The sequence below is a fragment of the Streptomyces sp. NPDC001508 genome (assembly GCF_040298665.1).
Taxonomy (GTDB): domain Bacteria; phylum Actinomycetota; class Actinomycetes; order Streptomycetales; family Streptomycetaceae; genus Streptomyces.
In genome coordinates this window covers 1-23,750 of the sequence record NZ_JBEPAP010000001.1, presented here as the reverse complement: position 1 = coordinate 23,750, position 23,750 = coordinate 1, and the positions used below count along the sequence as shown (strand labels likewise).

The 23,750-nt window shown below is 68.3% G+C and carries 15 protein-coding genes and 4 pseudogenes; 11 read left to right on the top strand and 8 right to left on the bottom strand.

All coding sequences use genetic code 11. The annotated features are described in order from the left end of the window. Nucleotides 1-134 precede the first annotated feature (134 nt). Nucleotides 135-1,097 carry a hypothetical protein gene (locus ABT245_RS00095; RefSeq protein ID WP_351727142.1) on the top strand — a complete coding sequence of 321 codons (963 nt, stop codon included), beginning with the start codon at nucleotides 135-137 and terminating at the stop codon, nucleotides 1,095-1,097. Nucleotides 1,098-1,150: 53 nt separating this feature from the next. Next, nucleotides 1,151-3,406, top strand: a complete 2,256-nt coding sequence (locus ABT245_RS00090) for an Ig-like domain-containing protein (RefSeq protein WP_351727140.1) — start codon at nucleotides 1,151-1,153, stop codon at nucleotides 3,404-3,406. A gap of 188 nt (nucleotides 3,407-3,594) precedes the next feature. Here the strand turns inward: ABT245_RS00090 and ABT245_RS00085 are convergent, their stop codons facing one another. Next, nucleotides 3,595-4,809: a saccharopine dehydrogenase family protein gene (locus tag ABT245_RS00085; RefSeq protein WP_351727138.1), complete on the bottom strand. Its 1,215-nt coding sequence runs from the start codon at nucleotides 4,807-4,809 to the stop codon at nucleotides 3,595-3,597. A 128-nt stretch (nucleotides 4,810-4,937) separates the two neighbouring features. Here ABT245_RS00085 and ABT245_RS00080 point away from each other — a divergent pair. The 6 genes and pseudogenes from ABT245_RS00080 to ABT245_RS00055 all read left to right on the top strand — a co-directional run. Next, nucleotides 4,938-5,621: pseudogene (locus ABT245_RS00080) on the top strand (TetR/AcrR family transcriptional regulator); the annotation flags it as partial. Next, complete coding sequence (locus ABT245_RS00075) at nucleotides 5,595-6,131, top strand: transposase (protein ID WP_351727737.1); 537 nt, start codon at nucleotides 5,595-5,597, stop codon at nucleotides 6,129-6,131. The pseudogene ABT245_RS00080 and the gene ABT245_RS00075, both read left to right, overlap by 27 nt. After that, entirely contained in the window at nucleotides 6,074-6,670 is a 597-nt protein-coding gene (gene tnpA / locus ABT245_RS00070; RefSeq protein WP_351727136.1) for an IS200/IS605 family transposase, read from the top strand. Before ABT245_RS00075 ends, tnpA begins: the two co-directional genes overlap by 58 nt. A gap of 57 nt (nucleotides 6,671-6,727) precedes the next feature. Beyond that, nucleotides 6,728-8,518, top strand: coding sequence for a protein kinase domain-containing protein (locus tag ABT245_RS00065; protein WP_351727134.1), 1,791 nt, complete (start codon nucleotides 6,728-6,730; stop codon nucleotides 8,516-8,518). 417 nt (nucleotides 8,519-8,935) lie between these two features. Continuing rightward, nucleotides 8,936-9,721: pseudogene (locus tag ABT245_RS00060) on the top strand (transposase); the annotation flags it as partial. Nucleotides 9,722-9,731: 10 nt separating this feature from the next. Continuing rightward, nucleotides 9,732-10,050: pseudogene (locus ABT245_RS00055) on the top strand (Tn3 family transposase); the annotation flags it as partial. Nucleotides 10,051-10,130: 80 nt separating this feature from the next. Here ABT245_RS00055 and ABT245_RS00050 read toward each other — a convergent pair. After that, entirely contained in the window at nucleotides 10,131-11,039 is a 909-nt protein-coding gene (locus ABT245_RS00050) for a LysR family transcriptional regulator (protein WP_351727133.1), read from the bottom strand. Between the two features lie 285 nt (nucleotides 11,040-11,324). Between ABT245_RS00050 and ABT245_RS00045 the strand changes: the two genes are divergently transcribed. Beyond that, nucleotides 11,325-12,131 carry an SDR family NAD(P)-dependent oxidoreductase gene (locus ABT245_RS00045; RefSeq protein ID WP_351727736.1) on the top strand — a complete coding sequence of 269 codons (807 nt, stop codon included), beginning with the start codon at nucleotides 11,325-11,327 and terminating at the stop codon, nucleotides 12,129-12,131. A gap of 137 nt (nucleotides 12,132-12,268) precedes the next feature. Here the strand turns inward: ABT245_RS00045 and ABT245_RS00040 are convergent. From ABT245_RS00040 to ABT245_RS00025, 4 genes and pseudogenes are all read right to left on the bottom strand, one after another. Continuing rightward, nucleotides 12,269-13,011: pseudogene (locus ABT245_RS00040) on the bottom strand (IS5 family transposase); the annotation flags it as partial. Between the two features lie 300 nt (nucleotides 13,012-13,311). Continuing rightward, nucleotides 13,312-14,544 (bottom strand): M24 family metallopeptidase, encoded by a 1,233-nt coding sequence (locus ABT245_RS00035; RefSeq protein WP_351727132.1) that lies wholly within the window; start codon nucleotides 14,542-14,544, stop codon nucleotides 13,312-13,314. Between the two features lie 51 nt (nucleotides 14,545-14,595). Next, nucleotides 14,596-15,711 carry a pyridoxal-phosphate dependent enzyme gene (locus ABT245_RS00030; protein ID WP_351727131.1) on the bottom strand — a complete coding sequence of 372 codons (1,116 nt, stop codon included), beginning with the start codon at nucleotides 15,709-15,711 and terminating at the stop codon, nucleotides 14,596-14,598. A gap of 1,107 nt (nucleotides 15,712-16,818) precedes the next feature. Beyond that, nucleotides 16,819-18,138, bottom strand: a complete 1,320-nt coding sequence (locus tag ABT245_RS00025) for an MFS transporter (RefSeq protein WP_351727130.1) — start codon at nucleotides 18,136-18,138, stop codon at nucleotides 16,819-16,821. Between the two features lie 1,045 nt (nucleotides 18,139-19,183). Between ABT245_RS00025 and ABT245_RS00020 the strand changes: the two genes are divergently transcribed. After that, the gene (locus ABT245_RS00020) at nucleotides 19,184-19,966 is read left to right on the top strand and encodes an IclR family transcriptional regulator (RefSeq protein WP_351727129.1); all 783 of its coding nucleotides are present in this window, start codon (nucleotides 19,184-19,186) and stop codon (nucleotides 19,964-19,966) included. A gap of 99 nt (nucleotides 19,967-20,065) precedes the next feature. Here ABT245_RS00020 and ABT245_RS00015 read toward each other — a convergent pair whose 3' ends face one another. Beyond that, entirely contained in the window at nucleotides 20,066-20,554 is a 489-nt protein-coding gene (locus tag ABT245_RS00015; protein WP_351727128.1) for an Lrp/AsnC family transcriptional regulator, read from the bottom strand. Nucleotides 20,555-20,708: 154 nt separating this feature from the next. Here ABT245_RS00015 and ABT245_RS00010 point away from each other — a divergent pair, with 154 nt between their 5' ends. After that, entirely contained in the window at nucleotides 20,709-23,054 is a 2,346-nt protein-coding gene (locus ABT245_RS00010; protein ID WP_351727127.1) for a thiamine pyrophosphate-binding protein, read from the top strand. Between the two features lie 498 nt (nucleotides 23,055-23,552). Here ABT245_RS00010 and ABT245_RS00005 read toward each other — a convergent pair. Then, nucleotides 23,553-23,750 (bottom strand): acyl-CoA carboxylase biotin carboxyl carrier protein subunit (locus tag ABT245_RS00005; RefSeq protein WP_351727126.1); only part of this gene is annotated, 198 nt, incomplete at its 5' end.

Genomic DNA, 23,750 nt, shown 5'->3' with positions numbered 1-23,750 from the left:
CTTCGAGTTCCATATCGCCCGGACCCCGGCGGCCACCCTCTCGCACGGCGTGACCGTGACACTCGGCTGCGCCACTGGGCGCGCAGGGGTGCCGAGCGACACCCCTTCCCCACCCCTGGACAAGGAAGGTCGTCATGCTCAGAAAACTCGCGGTCGCGGCGCTCTCCGCGGTCGCCGTATGCGCCACCCTCATCGGCCCGGACCCCACCACAGCCTCGGCCGCCGACAACGCCCACCGCGGCACATGGGTATGGCAGGGGCTGGACATGATCCAGAGCACCTCGGCCCAGGACGCGTTCTTCGCCTTCGCGGCGGCACCGCACGGCGACAGCTCCTTCAAGCTCACCACCGTCTACATCGCCACAGGCGACACCTCGCTCACCGACACCGCGCTCACGCAGAAGTTGCGCGCCTTCAACCGGCGTGCCCACAGCAACGGGATGAAGGTCGAGTACCTCGACGGTGACAAGACCTGGGTGGTCAGCAGGGCAGCGGCCGACAGCACCGGCGTGGACCACTGCCAGAAGGTCGTCGACTTCAACGCGGCGAGTTCCCCGTCCGACCGCATCGACGGGGTCCACTACGACATCGAGCCGCACACATTCGACGACGGCTCCTGGACCACGGACACCGGCGCCGGAACCGACGCCTACAACGACACCTACGAGGACAATCTCGTCCATATCCTGAGGACCTGCCACCAGATGGGACTGGGCGTCACCAACGACACCCCCGACTGGTACGCACATGACGTCCAGGACATCTGGAACGCCTACATGGCCGGCGGGGTCGTCGACTACATCTCGGTCATGAACTACCACAACACCGTTGACCAATGGATGAACGGTTACTTCGGCGTCGGCGGCATCAACCAGGACATCGCCCTGGACACCGGGGGCCTGGCCATGACCTTCGGCGCCGAGGTCCAGCCCGACCCCGACCTGAAGGGCATCTCCTTCGCCGAGTCCGGCTACCTGTGCATGAAGCAGGCATTCGACCTCTCCGGCCAGACCTACGCCACCGACCCGAAGTACTGGGGTGTCTCGGTGCACTACTACCAGCCCTTCTCAAACATGGCCATGGGCTCGGGCTGCTGAACCACAGCACTCGTTCGCGGATCACCACCAGGCACCATGCGGAAGGAAGCGACATGAGCAACACCGGCATCACCTCGCGAAGATGGCCCGGCGCACTCCTCGCCGTGCTGCTCGCGCTGGTCATGGGCGTCGCCCTGCCAGAGAAGGCGGCACACGCGGCCGACACGACGGTCACCATCGCCTCGGTCCACACCGGCGACCGGCTACCGGTCGGCACAGTGCGGGTCTCCGGCAGCTACACGAGCGCATACGACCTGAAGATCTTCCTCAACGGCCGCGACACCGACCGGGTGCACACTCTCGACCCGGAGAACGACGACACCGGTAGGTGGTACTACGATCTGGACACCCGCGTCTACGACGGCACCTTCGAGATCGCCGTCCAGGGCACCTCAACGGCCACCCGTTACGGCGTCAACTCACCGTGGGTGCAATTGAGCGTGAACAACCCCAGGGCCGCCAAGCCGGACGTCACCGTCCTCAGCCCGTCCGAGGGCACGCGGATCACCGGCGTGACGCCGATCCGGCTGGGCGTGCAGGGCCGCAACGCCATCTCCGCCGTCCACGTGCGCGTCAACGGCGGCCCCTGGCAGCGGGCCGTCGCCGACGGCGACGGATACTCCTACCTCTGGGATCCGCACCCGCTCGGCAACACCTTTGCGAGCATCGAGGCGCGCGCCACCGACGTACGGGGCAACACCGGTTACAGCACGAGCACCTACGTACCCGTCGGCAACGCGCAGCCGAAGCCGGTCGTGCGCACCCCGCAGGACCGCGCCATGTGGTTGTGGGAGGAGTCCTCCTACAACCTGGTCCACAACAAGGGTTCGCGCCGGGTGCTCCAGTCCCTGGCCGACTACCAGCCGACGTCGACGTCCCGTCCGGTCAGGACCCTCTACTTCGGTGTGGCCCGCGACGGCAGCACCGACATGCTCAAGGACCTCAGGCCCCGGACGCGGGACCTGCTCTCCTGGGCGCACGCCCACGGTTACCAGGTGTTCGCACTGATAGCCGGCGGCACCCAGCCTCCGGCGCTCGGCGGCCTGGCCCGCTTCCGGAACGTCGCCGTAAAGGAGATGGAGAAGGTCCTCGACTACAACCTGTCCTCCGCACCCGATGAGCGCTTCGACGGCCTCAACGTCGACATCGAGCCGTACGTCCTGGGACCGGAGTACGCGACCGGGTCGCCGTCCTACCAGACCCAGTGGCTGGACACCCTGCAGACACTGATCGACCGGCGGAACGCCTCGGGCACCGGCCTGCAGTTCGGGCCCGCCATGCCGGTCTGGCTCGACACCGAGACGGTGACCTGGCACGGCCGGACCGAGACCATGGCGCAGCACTTCCAGGACATGTCCGACTATGTGTCGCTCATGGACTACCGCGACTCCAGCGCTGCGATCGTCCAGGACGCCTCCACCGAGATCGCCTATGCCGACCAGATCGGCAAGCCGGGCTCGGTCCTCATCGGGATCGAGACCATCGACCTGGTCGCGGCCGGCGGCGATCCGTCCTGGGTCACCTTCCACGAGGAGGGGCGGACCGGGCTGGAGACTGAGGTCGCCAAGGTGGACGCGGCCTACGCGGACGATCCGGGGTACGGCGGCATCGCCATGCACCACTACGACTCGATCATGGATCTGCCGTCCCGGTGGGGTCCGTCGGCGCTCTACCCGCCGATGCCCTCCGACAGCACACCACCGACGCCGGTCAGCGCGCCGCCGACGGCGAAGACCGTCGACTACGGCAGTGTCGACGTGAGCTTCGGCCGGTCCTTCGACGACTCCGAGGTGCACCACTACAACGTCTACCGGTCCACCCGGCGTGACTTCACACCGGGTCCGGCCACCCTTGCCGGACAGACGCACGGACTGCGGTACACCGACACCGGTCTGCTGGCGAACACCACGTACTACTACCGGGTGACCGCGGTGGACACCAGTGGCAAGGTGGGGCCGGCGTCTGCGGCCACTTCGGCACGGACCGAGAGGACCACGCTTCGCCCGATCGTCGTCGACCGGCTGGACGTCACCCGGGATGCGACGACCGGTGTCGGGCATGTGTCCCTGAAAGTGGTCGACCTGACCACCCGTCGCGGGCTCACGGCGTCGGTGGGCGGACGGTTCACCGAGTCGGCCGGCCAGTACGTCACGCTCTCCACCGATACGGACGGGCAGGCCGCCGGTGCCTCGATCCCGCTCACGGCCTTGACCGGAGCGGTGGGATTCCAGGTGCACCGGATCGTCGCACCGGGTTACTACTGGGCATCGGCGTACGACACCTCGCACGGCACCGAGGTGAACTGGTAACCACTGCGGGCCCCACCACCGCCTGCGTGCAGGTGCTCCTGCACGCAGGCACCCGCGGGTCCCCTTCCGGAGCCCGTGCGGGCGGCCTCCGGAAGGGGACTCATCGGTCGTTTCTCCGGGAGCGGGAGCAGACAGCGGCCTTGACATGCCTTGTGGAAAACGGAGTTGGGCTGCGGCGGAAGCCGCGGTCACTGCTCGCGCAGGCCCCACGGAGACTCGTGGGCGGTGAGCAGGTCCAGGAAGGGCAGGGGCGGGAAGGCCTCCGGGCCGAGCACGCCGGTGCCGGCCCAGGCACCGGTGGCGATCAGCTCCAGGGCGGTCACCGGGTTGAGCGCGGTCTGCCAGACCACGGCCTGGCTGCCGTACTCGCGCATCGACCACTGGTTGTCGACGACGTGGTAGAGGTACACCTCGCGAGGTCTGCCGTCCTTGACGCCCTTGACCCAGGTTCCGGCGCAGGTTTTGCCGTGCATGCGCTCGCCGAGTGTGGCCGGGTCGGGCAGGCAGGCGGCGACGACGTCACGCGGGGAGACCTTGACCGGACCGTCCTGCGACCGCACGGAGACCGGTTCGGTGCGGTCAAGACCGAGCTGGTGCAGCACCTTCAGCGTGTTGATGAAGGCGTCCCCCAGACCGTACTTGAAGGTGACCCGCTTGGCGTCCACCCAGCGGGGGATCAGCAGCACCTCCTCGTGCTCGACGTTCACACACTCGACCGGGCCGATGCCCTCGGGGAAGTCGAAGACCTCCGGCTCGCTGAACGGCGGCGTGGTGAACCAGCCGCGCTCGGACTCATAGACGACGGGCGGGTTGAGGCATTCCTCGATCGTGGTCCAGATGCTGAAGGAGGGCGCGAAGTCGTAGCCGTCCACGGTGAGGTTCGCGCCGTCCCGGACGCCGATCTCCTCGATCTCGTCGAAGAGTTCATCGGCCGCGTAGCGCGCGAAGACGTCGGAGAGGCCGGACTCGACGCCCATGCCCACCAGGGCCAGGCGGCCGGATGCCTCCCACTCCTTGGCCCTCGCGAACTGCTCGTCGCCGAGCCGGACCCCGCACACCTCATAGGGGCGCTCCGGGTGCGGGCGGGACAAAGACATCGCCATGTCCAGATAGTGGGTGCCCGACTCCAGGGCGGCCTCGAACAGCGGCATCACGAAACGCGGGTCGGTGGCGTTCATCAGGACGTCGCAGTCGTGCTCGGTGAGCAGCGCGGACACACCCTGCTGGTCAGAGGCGTCGACCCGGGTCGCGGCGAAGCGGGGGTCGTCCACGGCCGCGACCGCGGCCTCGGCCCGGGCGAGGTCCCAGTCGGCCACCACCATCCGGTCGAAGAAGCTGCGCCGGGCGGCGATCCGGGTGATCGCGGTCCCCACGCCGCCGGCCCCAACGAGCAATATACGCATGTTCGTTCCTCTGCAGTCGTCCGTCGGTGTCCGTCCACGCCGGATGCGTCCGGCGCGGTGTGCTACGAGCCAACCGGCGAGCCACCAGTAAGGTCAATGCTGTTGGCATAAGTCTTGGAGGAGGACCGATGGCGAAGCAGATGATCGGCGCGGCCCCGCGCCGCCGACGGCGCACCCGTGCCGGGGTGGTGCTGTCCGAGGAACTGATCGTGGACACCGCGCTGCGGATGCTGGCCGAGCACGGCCGCGAGGGGCTCAGTGCGCGCCGGCTGGCGACCGCCCTCGACATCGACCCCAGTACGCTGTACCGCTACTTCCCCGGCATGGACGACCTCACCCTGGCAGTCGGAGACGCCCTCATCGCCCGTGCCCTCAACCAGTGGGCGCCGGACGGGAATTGGGAACACGACCTGCGTACTCTGGGCCTGCGCATCCACCGGGCCTACCTCGACCACCCCCAGGCGGCGGTGCTGACCGCCAGCCGCGTCAGCGGCCGCCCGCACGAGATCGCCGCGGACGAGATCATCCTGTCGCTTCTCCTGGAAGCGGGCTTCACCCGTTTGGGGGCCGTCCGGATCTATCACGTCTTCATCGACCTGTGCCTGGCCTTCGCCGCTCTCGACGCCGCCGCGGCCGCCCTGCCCGCGAGCAGCCGGGAGGCGGACGAGGCCATGTGGCAGACCACGTACGCCCGCCTGCCCGCCGCGACGCATCCCGGCATCGCCGCCACCGCCGACCTACTGGTCGCGCACATGGCCGACAGCGCTTTTCCGCGTGCCCTGGACATGTTCCTCCACGCCGCGCGCAGGGAGCGTCCTGATGACGTCCTCGCTCCGGATGCGGCGGCGACCGGGCAGGAGGCCGGGGACACGGACACCGGCACACCGGAAAGCGGGGGAGCTGACCGAGTGCCGGACCGCCAGCTGTTTCTTTTGGTGGATGGGGCGACCGGAGCGGCCGTGGACGGGCTTGTCGAGCAGATGGCGCCGCAGGAGCTGTGGGAGCTGTTCCGCAGCGTGGTCCCGCCCACCGTCGTGACCCGCCCCCAGGGCGGCGGGCGGCGCCGGGCCGGTGATCGCGAGACTCTGGCGGCAATCCTCTTCGCGGCCGCCTCGGGGTGCGCCTGGCGAAAGCTGCCCCCGGTGTTCGGGCCGTCCTGGCAGACGGTCTACCGGCGCTTCGCCCAGTGGGACCGGGACCGGGTCTGGACACGCCTGCACCGAGCCGTCCTCGACGCGCGACGGGATCAGGGCGAGTCGGACTGGTGCCGACGTGCTGTGGGTGCGGTCGTCGCACGGGCCGCAACGTCAACCGAGCCGTAGCCGGCCTCGGTTCCCTCCGGCCCGATGGGGCACCGCCGGTGCCGGCCCCAGCCCGGGCGTCGCCACAGCCGCCGCAGTCGTGCGCGCGCCGGGTCCGACCGGTCCCCGCATCCAGCCTCCCGGGCGGCCGCCGTCAGTGCGAGCTGCGAGGTCAGCCGGCATCCCGAGAGCCGCGAAGCACCGACTTCGGCGCGGAGCCGCGGGAGTTCGACGGTGAGGCCGACCATGTACACCTGCTCGTGTACTGTCCCGCCCTCGGTCGCACTGCTCACGCTCGTCGCAGCCTCAAGGGCGTCTCCGCCCGACGCCTGCGCCAGCACTTCCCCGACCACGTCAACAAGTACCTGCGGGGTGAACACTTCTGGACCCCGTCCTACGCCGCCGGTTCCTGCGGTGGCGCACCGCTGGCCGTGGTCAAGGAACACATCGAGAACCAGAACGCCCGTACTGAGCGCGGCTTCAACCGTGGGAGCCTTTACGGAGCGACGCGGCGTCGCTCCGCGACGCCCGGCTCAGGATGCAATTCGTCCCGGGTCTGAGGACCAGGGGTTCCATGCAAGATCAGGCTGAAATCAGGAAGTCAGGGGAGAAGCGCTTTGAACGGGGAGAACGACGGGGTCGAGCCGCTGGAGGCCGAAGATCCCAGATGGATCGGTCCGATCCCGCTGCTCGGCCGGCTCGGGGTCGGTGGCATGGGGCGGGTCTACCTCGGAGTGCATGAGGGCCGGTACGCGGCGGTCAAGCAGGTGCTGCCGTTGCTCGCCGAGGACGAGGGGTTCCTGCGGCACTTCGGGCACGAGCTGGACAACCTGTCCCGGCTGCCCGCGGACGCCACCGCTCCGCTGCTCACCAGCGACCGCGACGCCCGGCCGCCATGGCTGGCCACCGCCTATGTACCGGGGCTGACCCTGGCCGAGGTGGTCGGGCTGCACGGTGGGGGACTGCCCGCCGAGTGCCTGTGGCTGCTGCTGCGGGAGGCGGCCTCGGGACTGCGGACGGTGCATGAACTGGAGATGGTGCACCGGGATCTCAAGCCGTCCAATGTCATGCTGACCCTCGACGGCGTTACCCTCATCGACTTCGGGGTCGCGCGTGCCGTCGATCAGAGCCGGTTGACCAAGACCGGGATGGTGGTCGGCACGCCCTCCTACATGTCGCCGGAACAGGCGTCCGGGGCACGGCAGTTGACCAGTGCAACCGATGTGTTCGCGCTCGGCTCGCTGCTTGCCTACGCGGCGGGCGGACGGCCTCCCTTCGGGGACGGGTCGGGGTTGGACCTGCTGTACCGGATCGTGCACGACGAGCCCGATCTGGCGGCGGTGCGCGCGGTGGACGCCGAGTTCGCCGATGTCGTCGCCGCCTGCCTGGACAAGGACCCCGAGGGCCGTCCCACCGCGGCGGAGCTGACCGAACTCGCCTGCGCGCACGGCCCCTTCGCGTCCTCGCTGTGGCCGGCGTCCATCACCGAGCGGCTGTCGGAGCGGGCCGCCTTCGCGGCGAGGGTGCCGGCGGCCGACGAGCTGCCGGCGCCCGTGCCCGCGCTGCCCGCCACCGAGCCCGCGCAGCCGGAGGCGCAGGAGCCTGGTCCTGGTCCTGGTCCTGGTGCCGGTGCCGGTCCGGAGCGGCGTGAGCGTCGTCGTACCCGGATCCTGTTCGCTGTCGTCCCCGTCGTGGTCGTGGCGACCGGGACGACCCTCGCCATCCAGCATCTGCCGTACGTGTCCTCACCGCAGGACGAGGCGCGGGTGACGGCGTCCGCCCGTATGCCGACGTCCGTGGCCGCTTCGACGCCCGCCGCGTCGGACGGGAGCCCGTCGGGCACGGCGTCGCCCGGAAAGTCACCGTCCTCAACGCCGAGCGCGGGCCATCGGGAAGGCGGTGGCACCGGGAGTGATTCGAGCGGTTCCGGTGGTTCCGGCGATTCCAGTAGCTCTGGCCGGCCCGGCGGCTCCGGCAAGCCCAGTGGTTCTGGCGGCTCCGGCACCTCGGGGAACAGCTCGGGCCGCAGTACGAGTTCCGGCGGAACCAGCACCTCCAGCGACTACTTCCAGCTCAAGGACGTCGGCTACGGCAAATGTCTGTCCGTGACCTACGGCATCGTGTTCGCCACCTGCTCGGACAGCCCAGCGACCAACTGGACCACCAAGGCCGGTGAGAGCGGCTCCTACAAGCTGAAGAACGAGTCCACCGGTCAGTGCCTGAGTGTGAACGTCAACCAGCCGTACATGGCCGACTGCGGATCCGGGACCGGCCAGGACTGGCGCACGGGTACCAGCAGCACCCTCGTGAACCAGTACAGCAGCCTGTGTTTCGACGAGAGTGCCACCTGGCCGGTCCTCTCGTCCTGCGAGCCGACGAAATCGACACAGCACTGGTCCAGAATCTGACGGGCCGAAATCTCCGGGTGAACCTGGAACTTCTAGGACGAATTTTCAGAGATGCCAATCAGACAACGGCTCCGCCGTTCACACTTCGAACATCCCCGATGCTGCTTCGGCGAAGGCTGGTGACTGTGTCATGCCGGGGATGCCGCCTCGGCGTGGCCACCGGCCGGCAGCAGCGCACGCTTGCCGACCGCCTTGCCGCCGACCGCCCCGTGGACCCCCTCGCTGTCGGTCCGCGCGCCATCGAGCCCCCAGGGCTGTCACTGGCAAGGCCGACCACCAACGGATCGTCCGCCTGCTGCTCAGTGTTTCCGATCCGGCGCGGGCCGGTCGGGGCGAGCGTCAGGTGAACGGCTCTGGCCCGTGGTCGGTGGTGACGTTGGGTTCCCGCCAGTGATCACGGGGCGTGCTTGATGTCAACTTTCTTGTCGCCGCCGCGCTTTCCGGACTGTCGGCGCTGGCCTTCGTGTCGGACGTTGGCGAGAAGGTGAGGAAATGGCCCAGGTGGCGCGGGAGTTGTGCGGCCGGGCGGCCACCCGGCTCGCCCGCCTGCTTGCCGCGCCCGTTTCCCGCAGCACCGCACTGCGCCGTCTGCGCCGTCTGCGCCGTCTGCGCCGTCTGCGCCGTCTGCGACGCCTGCCGGTGCCCAGGCTGCTGGTTGCGCGGGTGATCGGTGTGGACGCCTTCGCCCTGCGCCGCCGCCACCGCTATGCCACGATCACCACGGATGCCGGGACCGGCACACGCGGCGCGGTGCTGCCCGACCGCGAGGCCGCGACGCTGGAGTCCTGGCTGCGCGAGCATCCTGGTGTCGAGGTCGTGTGCCGGGACGGCTCGGCCACCTAGGCCGAGGCTGTCCGCCCTGCCCTACCCGACGCGACGCAGGTCAGCGACCGACGGCGCCTCTGGCGCAATCGCCGCGACAAAGCCCTGTCCAAGGCCCGCGCACACGCAGGCTGCTGGGCCACCATCAACCCGCCCCGCCCCGGCGGAGTACACGAGCAGACCACCCGCGAACGCTGGAACAAGTTCCACCAGCTTCTGGGCCAGGGCGTCGGTCTGCTCGACCGCTCTCGCCGTCCGGGCCTGGCCCTGAGCACGGTCGAACGCTACGCCCGCATGCCCGAACCCCAGGTCCTGCGCCTCACCCCCGCCCACCTGCCGACCCTCATTGATCCCTGCCATGACCATCTCCGTGCTCGCCGTGACGGCGCCGGCCGGCATGCTGGCCGGCCAGGCGTGGCAGCAGACAAGGCCGACCGTGCTTGCCTCGCTTGAACCTGCCCGGGGAGGCGGGCCGGCATCCGGCCGCGCTGCTGGAGGGCACCTGCCCAGAGGTCGTCGCCCGGGTCCCGGACAACGCGCAGAACGCCTTCGACGACGACGGCCGCCTGCCACTTCGCGGTCCCGGAGCCGGAACCCGAACCGGCCTCCCTGCTGGAGTTGCGGGCCGCAGTGAACGCGATGCTGCCGAGGGTGGACCTCCCGAGGAGCTGCTGGAGGTGTTCTCCTGGACCGGCGCCGAACAGGCGTTCCTTCCAGCTCCCCGACCTGCCTGGCGGCCTACGGCCCCTCCGGGACAAGCGCGCGGCCGACGACCAGTGAGGCCCTTGGCTCAGAGGGCGGTATGCGGGGCGAGGAGGCTGGTGCCGCACCAGTTCTGCTGATGGAGGTGGTCGAGCACGGCTGCCTCCGCCGAACCTGGGTGGCGGCGTGTACCGACGATGACGGGTTCGGTCAGGGAAGGCAGGAACGGGCGGGCTAGCTGTTCGAAGCTTTCGGGCACGGCCGATGCCGGAACCACGGTGACACCCAAGCCCTGGGCCGCCAGTCGCACGGCGGTGGAGATCTGTGACGCTCGGGCCACCGTGGGCGGGCTGATGCCCGCGTCGGCGAGCAGACGGGCGAGGTATTCGTCGAGCAGGCTGGCGCGGCGGAAGCGCACCCATCCCTGCGTCGCGAGGTCTGCCATGCGCAGGGCCCTGCCGCTGGCGAGGAGCGGGTCTCCCTCGGGCAGGACGGCGACGTAGGTCTCCTCGCCCAGGGGGTGGATATCGAATGTGCAGCCGGTGGGGATGCGGTGGACGAGGACCATGTCGAGCGTTCCCTGGCGGGCCAGCCGCTCCATATCCGCTGGATCGGGCTCCTCGTGGAGAATGACCTGGAGTTTCGGGTGGCGGTGGCGGAGCCGGCCCAGTGCCAGAGGGAGCTGTCGTGCTCCCAGGCCCATGTGGACGGCGATGATGAGTTCACCGGCCGGTTCCCCGGAGGCGGCACGGGCAGCCAGCACGGCTCTGCGGGACGCGGTGGTCGCGATCTCTGCCTCGGCGAGGAAGGCGCGTCCGGCCATGGTCACTGTGACCCCACCCGATGTCCGAGTGAACAGCTGCACACCGAGGTGCTTTTCCAGAGCGCCGATCTGCTGCGACAAGGACGGCTGCGTGACGCGCAGACGCTCAGCAGCCCCTGTCATGGAGCCTTCTTCGGCCACAGCCAGAGCGTATTCGTATTGCCGCAGGTTCATCCGCTTCCACTTTCCGGTGGCATAGACAATGCCAATCTCAAGTATGCGACGACACTATTTGTCTCTATGTCTCGCGGATCCTACCGTGGTGCATGTCCGGTGGATCGCCGCCGCCCAAAGCGGTGGCCATCAGGGCGGGAGTCGGTACGGGCGTGCCGGTGAGGGGCCGTGGCGGCGAGTCCGCCCGGCGGGTTCTGTTCGACAACGCATCGTCCAGATCCCGGGCGGTTGCCACGGAGGCCCGCGTCACCCGGACGCTCACCAACATGGACGGGAGTGGCAACCATGGCAGATCAGACAGGTGTTGGCCGCGGCGACGGAGTATCGCCGAAGAACGCCGATTCGAGACTGGCGGGAAAGGTCGCGCTCGTGACGGGTGCTTCCAAGGGCATCGGGGCGGGCATCGCGCGGGAATTCGCTGCGGCCGGAGCGTCGGTCGTGGTCAACTACGCCTCCAGTGCCGCCGACGCCGAGCAGGTGGTGCGGGACATCCAGGCGCGAGGGGGGACCGCGATCGCCGTGCAGGGCGACGTGTCGGTGCCTGCGGATGTTGAGCGCCTCTTCGCCAGGACCGTAGACGCCTACGGCCGGTTCGACATCCTCGTCAACAATGCCGGTGTCTATCACGCACAGCCGCTGGAGACCGTCACACAGCAGGAGATAGACCGTCAGCTTTCCGTCAACGTGACCGGACCGATCCGTACGATCCAGGAAGCCCTTAAGTACTTCGGGTCCGACGGCGGGTCGGTCATCAACATCGGATCGTTGGACAGCGCCCGCGCGGTGCCGGGGATGTCGGTGTACGCCGCGACGAAGGGCGCCGTCGATGCCTTGACGCGAGTCCTGGCCGCCGAACTCGGCCCTCGCGGGATCCGAGTGAACACCCTGGCCCCTGGCGGTGTGGAGACGGAAGGAATCCACGCGGCCGGCTTCATCGGCAGTGACGCCGAGACGGACATGATCGGGCGCACCCCCCTGGGCCGTATCGGTCAGCCCAAGGACCTGGCGCGGGCGGCGGTCTTCTTCGCCTCCGACGACGCCGCATGGGTCACCGGAGAGCGCCTCACCGCCTCTGGCGGCCTGCGAACCTGACACACCCTGACAACGCCGGAGTCTGCAGACCCATTCCGCGGGATCCTCATGGGGACGCTGCTTTCGATCATCAACCGCTCCATCGACCGCACAGGGCTGTGACCGCGCTGGAGGTGCTGAGAGGTCATGTCACTTGGCCATCTGCGGTGACATACGAGGGTCGCGGCGATGGCAGTGAAGGCGAGGAAGTGTTCCGGCTTGCGCCCGTAGCGGCGGTGCAGGCGTCGGCAGCCGGACAGCCGGGACACGGTCCGTTCCACGACCCAGCGTGCCGGCCCAGGTGTCGGGATGGCTCGATGCCCTTGCGGGCGAGGCGGTGCCGGATACCGCGGAAAGCGAGCCATCGCCGCCGCCGCAGGTGAGGGTAGCCGTAGCCCTTGTCCCCGTGCAGCTTGCCGGGCCTCCGGCGTCGGGGGGCCGCGACGGGAGCGGATGGGCGGGATGCCGCGGACCAGCGGGATGAGAGCCTGGCTGTCGTGGAGGTTGGCGGCGGAGATGCCGATCGGCAGAGGCAGACCGTGGCGGTCGACGAGGAGGCGGATTTTCGATCCCTTCTTGCCGCGGTCGGTCGGATTCGGTCCCGTCAGCTGCCCCCTTTGAGCGCCCGGACACTGACGGAGTCGATCGCGCACCGCGACCAGTCCAGCTCGCCCCGGGAACCGAGCTAGTCCAGGACCAGGCGGTGGAGCTTGGCCCACACCCGGGCCTCGGTCCCCTCGGTGAACCGACGGAAAGCGGTCACGCCCGACAGGCCGAAGCCTGGTGGCAGTTGGTTCCAGGTGCAGCCCGAGGTGGCCACGAAGATGATGGCGGCCAGCACCTCGCGCTCCCCCCGCCGACGATGCCCTCCACCCCGCGGACGAACCGGCGCCGGCGGCATACCGGGCCACCGTGTGGTGGTCGACGCCGGCCAGCTCGTCCGCGGCACGGTGACTGCTCGTGAGGTCGTACGCCTCAAGGATCTCCTTGATCTCCCTGCTGCTCTTCGCCCGCCCGAGCCTCGCCGAGCGGGATGCTTCCAAAGCGAGCGGCGAGATATCTGGCCGTACGCGGGGAAACCCGTGGCCATCAGGGGGGCGGTAAGTGGCCCACCTATGGGGAGCTTGTCATGTCTGCCGTCCTTTCACGGCCGCTTCCGTGTCTCCGCCGGATTCCCTCGCGGTACGGCCCGAGGCATTCGTCAGACGTCGAGAACCCTCAGGTGCCGGTCCGTCGCCATCAGCGTCTCGTAGGTGTCGGTGACAACGACCGTGTCTTCGACCTGGAGGCCGCCCCAGCCGATCTCGTAGTAGGGCGTCTCGATGCACATCGTCATGCCGGCCTCAAGGAGCGTCTCGTTCTGCGCGGTGAGATTCGGGATGTCGTATCCCTCGATGCCGATTCCGTGCCCGACATGATTGCGCTCGTACTCGGGCAGTCCGGCCGCGCGGGCCGCCTCCATGGCAGCCTGGTAGATCTCCCGCGCCGGGACACCGGGACGGATCTTCGCCAGAGCCGCATCCTGACCTGCGAGGATCGCGTCGTAGACCCGGGTCTGCTTCGAGTTCGGCTCGCCGAGCACCGCACACCTTGAGATGTCGGCACGGTAGTGCTCGTAGTAGCAACCGGCATCGAAGCGGATGATGTCGCCGATCGACAGCTCGTAGTCCGACGGCGTGGCACTGGGCAGAGCGGACCGTACTCCGCCGCCCAGCACGGTCAGGGCGGGGTCTGCCCCTGCGTCGACAAGTTCCCGAAGGAACACCTTGGACAGCTCCGACTCGCTCACTCCGGGCTTCGCCACGGCGAACGTCGCCTCGATCGCCCGCTCGGTGAACTGCGCAGCCTTGGTCAGCCGGGCAACCTCAGCAGGGGTCTTGACGGCCCGTATCTTCCTGAACGCCTCACTCGCCGGAACGATCTCGCACTGAGGAAGCAGTTCCCGCATCTCGGCCAGCGCGGACGGCGCGATCCCGAACTCGTCGATGCCCAGACGGCCGGCGGTCAGTCCCATCTTCTCAAGGGCATGGGCCAGTGCCTTCGCCGGTCCGTCCGCGTACGGAGCCTCAAGCAGATCGCTGAGACGCTTCTGCTCGGCCGCGACCCGGTCGCCGCCGAGCCCATCGCTCGGTACGGACCCCTTCAGGGAGAAGAAGCCGTACCGGACGACGTTCTCGATCCAGACCTGCTGGCCGGCGAGAAGATCCAGCGCCCCGGTCCCCACGACAAGCCAGGAATCCTCGTGCAGCGCCTGCCGCGACAGCGCCACATACACCTGAGGGCCTCGCCGAAGCCACTGGGACAGAGCCCAGAAATTGCTCGAGTATGTGACGTTCTCGGCCGTCGTCGCGATCAGGGCGTCGACGCCGATCTCTTCCATGACCCGAACGGCACGGTCCGTGTTGAGCAGACGATCCTGCGTTTCAGTGTTCATACGTCATCACCATTCCTTTTTTCGCGGGTATCACGGCGAGGAAGTCGATCTTCAGAGCGACTGCAGATCTTTCGGAACGGCTCGCAGGAAGGACTCCCACGTTCCGTCAAGGGTCACCTCGTTCACACTCTTGCGGGTACCGGTGTTTTTGAGTCCGGTCGAGGTGGTGAGCACTACGGGGCATTCGCCCAGGTCGAGTTGGCCTGCCTGCGCCTGCACGAGACCGGCGAACGATGCCGCCGACGCGTTCTCGACATAGAGGCCGTGGCGCGCGAGTTCGCGCTGGGCGCCGGCAATGTCGTCTTCGCTGACCGCGAGAGCCGCGCCGCCTGACTGCCTGATCGTCATCATGGCGTGCAGGCTGGTGACCTTTACGTTGATAGAGCTGGCCATGCTCTTTCCGGCCTGTACGGGCGTCGGCCGATCAAGCCCTTTCAACAGGCTTGTGTGCAGCGGAGCTGACACAGCGGGCTCGACGCTCACCATCTTCGGCAGCTCTCCCACCACACCGGCCGCCCGCATTGCCTTGAAACCGCGCCAGATACCGCACAGGGCCTCCCCATAGCCTGTGGGCACGATGACCGATGTCGGCGCAGCCCAGCCGAGTTGCTCCGCGATCTCGAACGCAATCGTCCTGTAGCCCTCTACCGCGACCGGGTTGCCCGTGACAGGTGCCGTGTAGTTGGAGAACGGATACCACCCCAGCTCGTGAACCGACTGCTCCACGAGCTTCCAGCGATCCTGCCCCGGCACGATGACGAGCAGCGCGCCGAACGCTTCGACTGCCGACCTGACCGCCGGTGGCATTCCCTCGTGTGTGAGGACGACACACCGCAGTCCGGCTCGGGCCGCGTAGGCGGCTGCGGACAGGGCGTGGTTGCCGCTCGACGACACGACCACGACCCGGGCCCCGGTCGAGACAGCGTGCGATGCGGCCACCGCACAGAGCCGGTCCTTATGGGACCACGTCGGATTCTGGGACTCGTCCTTGATGTGGACCGCGTAGCCCTGGCGCTCGAACCTGATGAGTGGCGTGTTCCCTTCACCAAGGGTCACTTCGGTGTCATCGGCAAGCCTCGGCAGGCTGGACCTCCAGCGCCAGAGACCGCTCAATCGATCGTCCACCGGTGGTTGGACGAAGGACGTGTACTCCTCGTCGGCGACCACATAGTTCGATCGGAAATCGTCGCGACGACACTCGGGGCAGCCCTCGAAGGCCAGGCCGCGCGGGCCGGTGGCCGAGCAGTGGACACATCGGAGGCGCAAAGAGCCTCGCGACATGTCGGCGCCGCCGCGGTCGGCGTCACCTTCCCTTTGGAGCGGGGGCATCACAGAGCCTTTCTGATGGTGGTAGTACTGCTCCGGCGGACAGACGCGCTACCGATCTGAGGGGCGCAATCCGTGACTTCACGGGTCATCTCTTGGTTTTCCGTCCCGCTCACCAGGCCGATCGGGAACCCGTTGCGCACCGCGGCGACAGGCCGGCCGGACCGACGACTGCCGCCGTAACAGACCCGATCTCCTCATAGTGCTAGCCGCTGTTGACCGCGTATCCCGCCTCCCTCGCACGCGCAAGGCGCGCAGGATCGCGTCAATTTCAGCCACCGTGTTGGGCGACATCCGGATACGCGATAGGGGAGCGCCGAGCCACCAGCTCTCCCTCTTTGTTCCACATATCGGATTGCGAAACTGTAGGATGGAACAATGATGAGCTGACCGGCGGCACGCGTCAAGGCCCCTACGCTCATGTGCCGATAATCGGAACGAAGGTCACCGGTCGGTCAGCGAGAGGCGAGCGCGCTCGCAGATCAAGTGGTGCAGGACAGACAGGTGTGGGCGGCGGCGGCAGCGCGGCGGGTTGCGTCCTGAGAGGTGGTGTACGGGCTCATACCTGATCCGGGTGCGAACCGCTTCGGGCCGCGGGAGTTGTCCCATGTGCCCTGACGCAACCCGACGCCTCAGCCGGTCGGTATCGCAGGTCGCAGGGAGGGGCAGGGGATGGAAGCCCCGCCCGACGTGCCGTCGGGCGGCCTGGGGGGCTTGTCGGCCCTCGACGGGGATGGAGCGGCCGGCCGAGCGTGCGCGGTGTGCCGCGATCACGGCCTGGTGAGGTACGGGCTCGCGCCGCCGGGGAGACGGTGCCCGTGTGCCCGTGCCATGGCGACAGCCGGATGCCGTCGGTATGTCCGACACGGTAAGGAGAGGGGCGCAGTACACGGTGAACAACGAGCGGGCCCTGGGCCCGAATCAGCGGCCGTTTCCGACGAGGTTCGCTCAGGCGGTTTCGGTCAGCTGGAGTGTGTCCTTGGCCGGTGGGGTGCTCGTGCCCTGCTGCTTCACAGCCAGCAGACAGACGATGCTGATCGCCACGGCCGTGCCCGCGTACAGCGACACCGGCAGGGACGAGTTGAAGTGGTGGAACAGGGCCGTGGCCACGTACGGGGCGATACCACCGCCGAAGATACCGGCGAACTGGAAGCTGAACGACGTACCCGTGAACCTGACTCCCACCGGGAACACATGCGCGAGCAGACCCGCGTACGGAGCCCAGGCCGCGGCGCCGCCGGCCCTTGCAAGGAAGATCGCCAGCCAGAGCATGGCGGTGTTGCCGGTGTCGACCATCGGGAAGAACGCGAACACCATCACGCCGATCATGAGCACGCCGCACGCCGACACCACGCGCGCACCGACCCGGTCGGCCAAGGCACCGAACAGCACCATCGGCACCACACTGAGGGCGGAGGCCGCCATGATCGCGACGAGGACGTCGCCGGAGTCGAACAGGCCACGACTCGTCACGTAGGTGAGCGAGAACACGGAGAAGATGTAGAAACCGACGTCCACGCCGAGCCGACAGCCCATCGACAGGACGAAGTTGCCCGGCATCGTCCGCAGCACCGTGAGCAGCGGTGCGCGCTCCGGAGCGGACTTCTCCATCTTCTCGACGAACTCCGGCGTCTCGTCCAGCAGCAGCCGCAACCACAGCCCGACCGCGACGACGGCGGCACTCAGCAGGAACGGCACCCGCCAGCCCCAGCTCATGAACGCGTCGTGGTCGAGCATCGTGGTCATCGCGGCGAACACACCTGCGGACAGCGTCCCGCCGATGGCGTCGCCCGCCTGCGGGAAACTGCCGAGGAACCCTTTGCGCCGGCCGCCGGACATCTGCTCCACGGCGAGCAGCACCGACCCACCCCATTCACCGCCGAGCGCCAGGCCCTGCACGACCCGCAGCAGCACGAGCAACGCGGGCGCGGCACTCCCCAGCTGGCCATACGTCGGCAGCAAACCGATCCCGACCGTCGCGATGCCCATGATGAGGAGCGTGGCGAGCAGCACTTTGCGCCTGCCGACACGATCACCGAAGTGTCCGGCTATGACCGCGCCCACCGGCCGCGCCACGAATCCGACCGCGAACGTCGCGAAGGAGCCGAGCAACCCGACGATCGGGTCGGCGCTGGGGAAGAACAGTTCTGGAAAAACCAGAGCGGCCGCGTTCCCGAAGATGATGTAGTCGTACCACTCAAGCGTGCTGCCGATCGTGCTCGCGGCGAGCACAGTGCGCAGCGACGGCTGGCCGCCCTTTTTCCTCATCGCGTCACCTCCGACAGCACGGCGTCGAGCGCGACGGACGCGTGCCGGGGCAGCGGCGGCTCCTGATACAGCCTCTTGGTACTGGCGAATCGTGCCTGCACAACCATCATCTCCTTGTCTGTCGTCGGCGACCGCGACAGCGGTGCGAGCCGTATGTCTGATCGCGTCGAGTGCTTGGAACGTGCCGACCAGGTCGGGGATCGAGAACGGCTTCGATGTGGGCCTGCCGGAACGGCCCCTTATAACGCCCGGACAACGTCATAACGCCCGGACAACGTCCGATTCCTGCCGCGGCGAGGATCCACGCCAGCCCATCGGCGCGGCCCAGCGGCACCAGACCCACGAACCCGAACAGATGCCGGCGATCCCGTCCCCCTGTGCGGTGGGCGCAAGGACGCGTCCTGCCGCCGCGCCCGGGGTGCGCCGAACTCCGAACGCGATCACCGTGCAGCTGTCGGCCCCGAATGGGTCCCGCTTCCTACCGTTCATGAGGCACTTCCTCGTCGGTTCACGCGCACTGGGGCGCGTTGCGAGGGATGGCGCCGGGTCGGAATCCGCCAGAGGATCGCATGCGACTCACTTCTCCCGCCTTCGTGTCAGCTCAGCGGCGGATCCATGGGGGTCGTGTTCCGTATATCGGTACGACCATCCTCAATGCGGAATGGCCCAATGACACCCCTCCGGAGGGTCGGTGTCAAGGGTCAGGTCACCGCGTAAATCCGTCGTGCTGAAGGGGATCGAGTCGCTCAACCCGGAGGCCGTGCAACCCACACCGCCCCCCGGCAGCACGGCGCCCGGCGGGCCTTGCTCCTGACACCAGGTGTGCCGATGCCGGAGCCGTGGACCGGTATACGGAGCCTGCCGCCCACCGACGGCGCGCCGCGCACGGTGACGAACCGCTTCCGCCGCTTCCGCCTACCTGCTCACCGCTCACGTCGCACGGCCAGGATGGTGCGCTGCGCCCCGATATCAGGCATCACATGGGGGATGCGGTCGGCCGGCGCCTACTCTTGAAGTCCATGTCGAGCGAGCTTAGTATTCCGCCATGCAACAGCCCATTCCGAGAAACGGAACAACCAAGGTCGGGGCAAACATCCTCGCCGCACTGAGCGCGTTCGGCCGACAGGGCACCTGGGGAGTCACTGAGCTGGCAAACGAGCTTGGCCTGTCCAAGACCGCGACACATCGGTTGTTGAAGACTCTCGCCATGAATGGGTTTGTCGAACAGCTTCCAGGACGCAGCGATTACGTGCTGGGAGTCGAAGTCATCGCGCTGGCCCGTCAGGCGGCCGCGAAGACGACGGTCGGGTCGGTGGGCCACTCACACCTGGTGCGGCTGGCGGAGTCGACCCAGGAGGTCGTCTCGATCGATGTCCTCAGGGGGTACCGGTACGTATGTGTGGACATGGTCAGCATCCACCCTCATGTGACGACCACCGTACAGATCGGCGACACCATCGGCCTTCACGCGGGAGCCGGCAAGGTGATCCTCGCCTATCAGCACCCGGCCTTCGTCGACGAAGTCCTCAAAGAACCGCTGACACGTTATACCGACAACACTCCTCATGAGCCCAGCGTGATCCGCGCGATGCTGGAGAAGGTACGAGCCGAGGGGCGCTGGGTGAGTGAGGGGGAGATAACTCCCGCGGCTCGGGGACTGACCATGCCGATCTTCGGTCCCAGAAGCAGTGTCGAGGCCGTCCTGACAGTCACCTCGACCAAGGCCCGTATTCCCGACTCCCGCGTGGGCGAACTGTTCTCGCTCATGCGACAGACCTGCGATCAGATCGCATGGGACATGGGAAATCGGGAGCCGGTCAGCCCGTGAGGCGCCCGCCGATCGCTGCCTCTCCACGTCGGCGCAGGCCAGGGCGGCCAAGCGGGAACCAGAACGCCGAGGCCAGATCCCGTGACTTCATCGCGCCGGTTACCGGCTGCTGCCTTCCGCGGTACGCCGCAGCAGCGGGGTGAGACGGTGGGGTACCAGTTCGCGCATGGCCAGGGCCGTGGTGGTGCGTTCGATGCCGGGGACAGCGAGGATCTGCCCCGCGATCCGGTACAGATCCTCCGCGTCCGCGGCGACCACCCGTACCAGCAGGTCGGTGTCCCCGCTGAGGCCGAAGACTTCCACGACCTCCGCGATGCCCGCCAGTGCCTTGGACACGTCGGCCAGCTGATGCTGGTTGACCTGTGCGGTGACGAACGCGGTCAGGGGGTGACCCAGCGCCCTTGGGATGATCCGGCGCTCGAAGGAGCCCAGGGCGCCGCTCTGTTCCATCCGGGCGACCCGGGCCTGGACGGTGTTGCGGGACAGTCCCAGTTGCTCGGCCAGGGCGACGACGGTGGCCCGTGGATCGGCAGCAAGGGCGAGCAGGATCCGGGCGTCGGTGGCGTCGAAGGTTCGTTCACTGTTCATGATGCCCTGCCATCGTCTCTCAGCTCGCTCGGGGTTTGAGCAGAATGCTCAATCTCAGGGGCACATCTTGCTCAGTGGGACAGTCATCTGTCTACTGGCGGGGCACAACGCGAAATTTCCCAAGGCATGCTGCCGAATGCGGAGGTGATCTGTGATGGTCGCGGAACTGAGGTCGGCCGACATCGACGGTTCGGGACCCGGCTGGGAGGAACAGCTCGCCGTGCTGGAGTCGGTCGAACAACGGGTGCTGTGGCTGTCCACTGCGATCACCGACCACGCCAACCGGGTGCGGCCGAACCCATCGGGGCTGAAGGTAGGTGGCCACCAGGCGTCCAGTGCCTCGATGACCTCGATCATGACGGCTCTGTGGTTCAACGCGTTGACCGCCCAGGACCGGGTGTCGGTCAAGCCCCACGCCTCACCGGTACTGCATGCGATCAACTACCTGCTGGGCGAGCTGGACGAGTCCTACCTGACCACCCTGCGCGCCTTCGGGGGGCTGCAGAGCTACCCCAGCCGGTCCAAGGACCCCGATCCGGTCGACTACTCCACGGGTTCGGTGGGCATCGGCGCCACCGCCCCTTTGTGGGGTGCCCTCGCACGCCGCTACGTGGACGGCCACTTCGGCGGTGCCGGTACCGGACGCCAGTACTCCCTGCTCGGCGACGCCGAGCTGGACGAAGGTGCGATCTGGGAGGCGATACAGGACCCGATGGTGCCGGGTCTGGGCGAAGTGGTGTGGATCGTCGACCTCAACCGGCAGTCCCTGGACCGAGTCATCCCTGGCATCGCCGCGGACAAGCTGCAGGGCATGTTCGCGGCGGCCGGCTGGCAGGTGGTCTCCCTCAAGTACGGGCATCTCCTCCAGGAGTTGTTCGTCCGGCCCGGCGGCGAGGCACTGCGCGCCCGCATCGACGCCATGGGAAATCCCGAGTACCAGCGTCTGCTGCGCTGCTCCGCCGACGAGCTGCGCGAGCGCCTGCCCGGCACCAGCTCCACAGCCGAACCGATCGCCGGTCTCATCGCGCCCCTGGACGACGCCTCACTGCTGGCGGCACTGCGCAACCTGGGCGGGCACGACATCGGCGCGCTGTCGGACGCGCTCGCCGGTGTCGACGACAGCCGCCCGACCGTGATCTTCGCGTACACGGTCAAGGGGTACGGGCTGCCCACTGAGGGCCACCCGCAGAACCACTCCTCGCTGCTGACAGCCGACCAGATGAGGGCACTGGCCGACCGTCTCGGGACGGATCTGGACCACCCGTGGACGCGTTTCGCCGAGGGTTCGGCGGAAGCGGCCCTGTGCTCGGCCGCGGCGCAGCGGCTGCACCGCCCCGAGTACGCACCCCAAGAACCCCCCGCGGTCCCCGCCGACCTCGGCCGCCCGGCACCGACCGGCACCGGCAACACTCAGCAGGCTCTCGGACGCGTCCTGCTGGACCTCACCCGCAAGGCACCCGACGCGGCGAGCCGGATCGTCACCGTCAGCCCGGACGTCAGCTCCAGCACCAACCTCGGCGGCTGGCTCAACAAGGTCGGCGTGTGGTCGCCGGCCGAGCGCACCGACTGGTTCGCCGACGACGCCGAGACGATCCTGCACTGGCGCGAGCGGCCTACCGGTCAGCACGTGGAGCTGGGCATCGCGGAGACGAATCTGGTCGGTCTGCTCGGCGAGCTGGGCGCCACCTGGAGCCGATGGGGCCAGCCACTGCTGCCCATCGGCGTCGTCTACGACCCCTTCGTCAACCGTGCCCTGGAACCCTGGTCCTTCGGCATCTACGCCGGCGGCCAGTCGATCCTGGTCGGCACTCCGTCCGGCGTCACCCTCGCCCCGGAGGGCGGCGCTCACCAGTCCATCACCACACCCTCGCTGGGCATCGAGCAGCCCGGCTGTGTCACCTATGAGCCGGCGTTCGCGATCGACACCGAATGGTGCCTGCTCGCCGCGCTCGGTAACCTGGCCGGTCCGCAGGGGAGTTCGGCCTACCTGCGGCTGTCCACCCGGCCCATCGACCAGTCAGCAGCCGCCGTGCCAGGTGACCCGGCCGCCCGCGAACGCCGTCGCCGACACGCGACCGCCGGGGCCTACCGGCTGCGGCAGCACGAGAAGCCCGTGGTGACGCTCGCCGCGATGGGTGCCCTGATCCCGGAGGCCCTGGCCGCCGCCGACCGGCTCGCCTCCCTCGGCCACGGCGCCGACGTCGTATGCGTGACCAGCCCGGATCTGCTCTTCCGGGCGCTTCAGGCGCGCCGCGGACTGTCGGACGACCCGACCTGGATCCTCGATCAGGTCTTCCCACGCGACCGGGCGACGCCCCTCGTCACCGTCCTGGACGGCCATTCCCACACCTTGGCCTTCCTGAGCACGATCCAGAACGTTCCCGTCAGCACCCTCGGTGTCAGCCGGTTCGGCCAGTCCGGTTCGATCGAGGACGTCTACCGCTACCACGGCATGGACACGGACAGCATCGTCGCCACCGCCCTCGATCTCATCGGCTGAACGAGAGCCCCATCTGCCTCCGTGTCTGCCTCTGTGCCGACCTCACGGATGAGGGTGGTGGCATGGACGGGCCGAAGGCCGATGGGGCCGGCCGGGTCGCGCATGGCGTCGGCGGCCGGTTCGCTGACGATGAGTTCGGCGGTGAGGGCTGCTTCGTCCGGGCCGGACGGTGCGGCCGAATGTTTTCCAGATCCGCCCGATGGTGGACTTCGAGAGGGACGGCGATCGCCCCGGCCGCGAGGCACCGGGCGGTCTTCGTGCGTCTCGCCGAACACGTCGACTGACCACGCCCAGGCCGCGCCGAGCACCAGTTCGTGTCTTGCGCCGGCCTGACCACGGCATGTTCGTCAGCCCTTCCAGCCGATGGGCGCGAACCGTGAACTCCGCATCGGACAGCCCGTGCTTTCCGGTTCACCGTCGCCGACGACCGCACCCGCCTGCGCATCCTGCGGATCTACCCACAGCATTGGGAGGCGCAGCGCAGGTGCGGTCCGGTAGTCAGTCCTTGATCTCGCAGATCGGTGCGCCGGAGGTGAGGGAGGCGCCGACCTCGGCGCTCAGGGCCTTGATGGTGCCCGTCTTGTGCGCGTTCAGCGGCTGCTCCATCTTCATGGCTTCGAGGACGACGACCAGGTCGCCTTCCTTGACCTCCTGGCCCTCCTCGACGGCGACCTTCACGATCGTGCCCTGCATCGG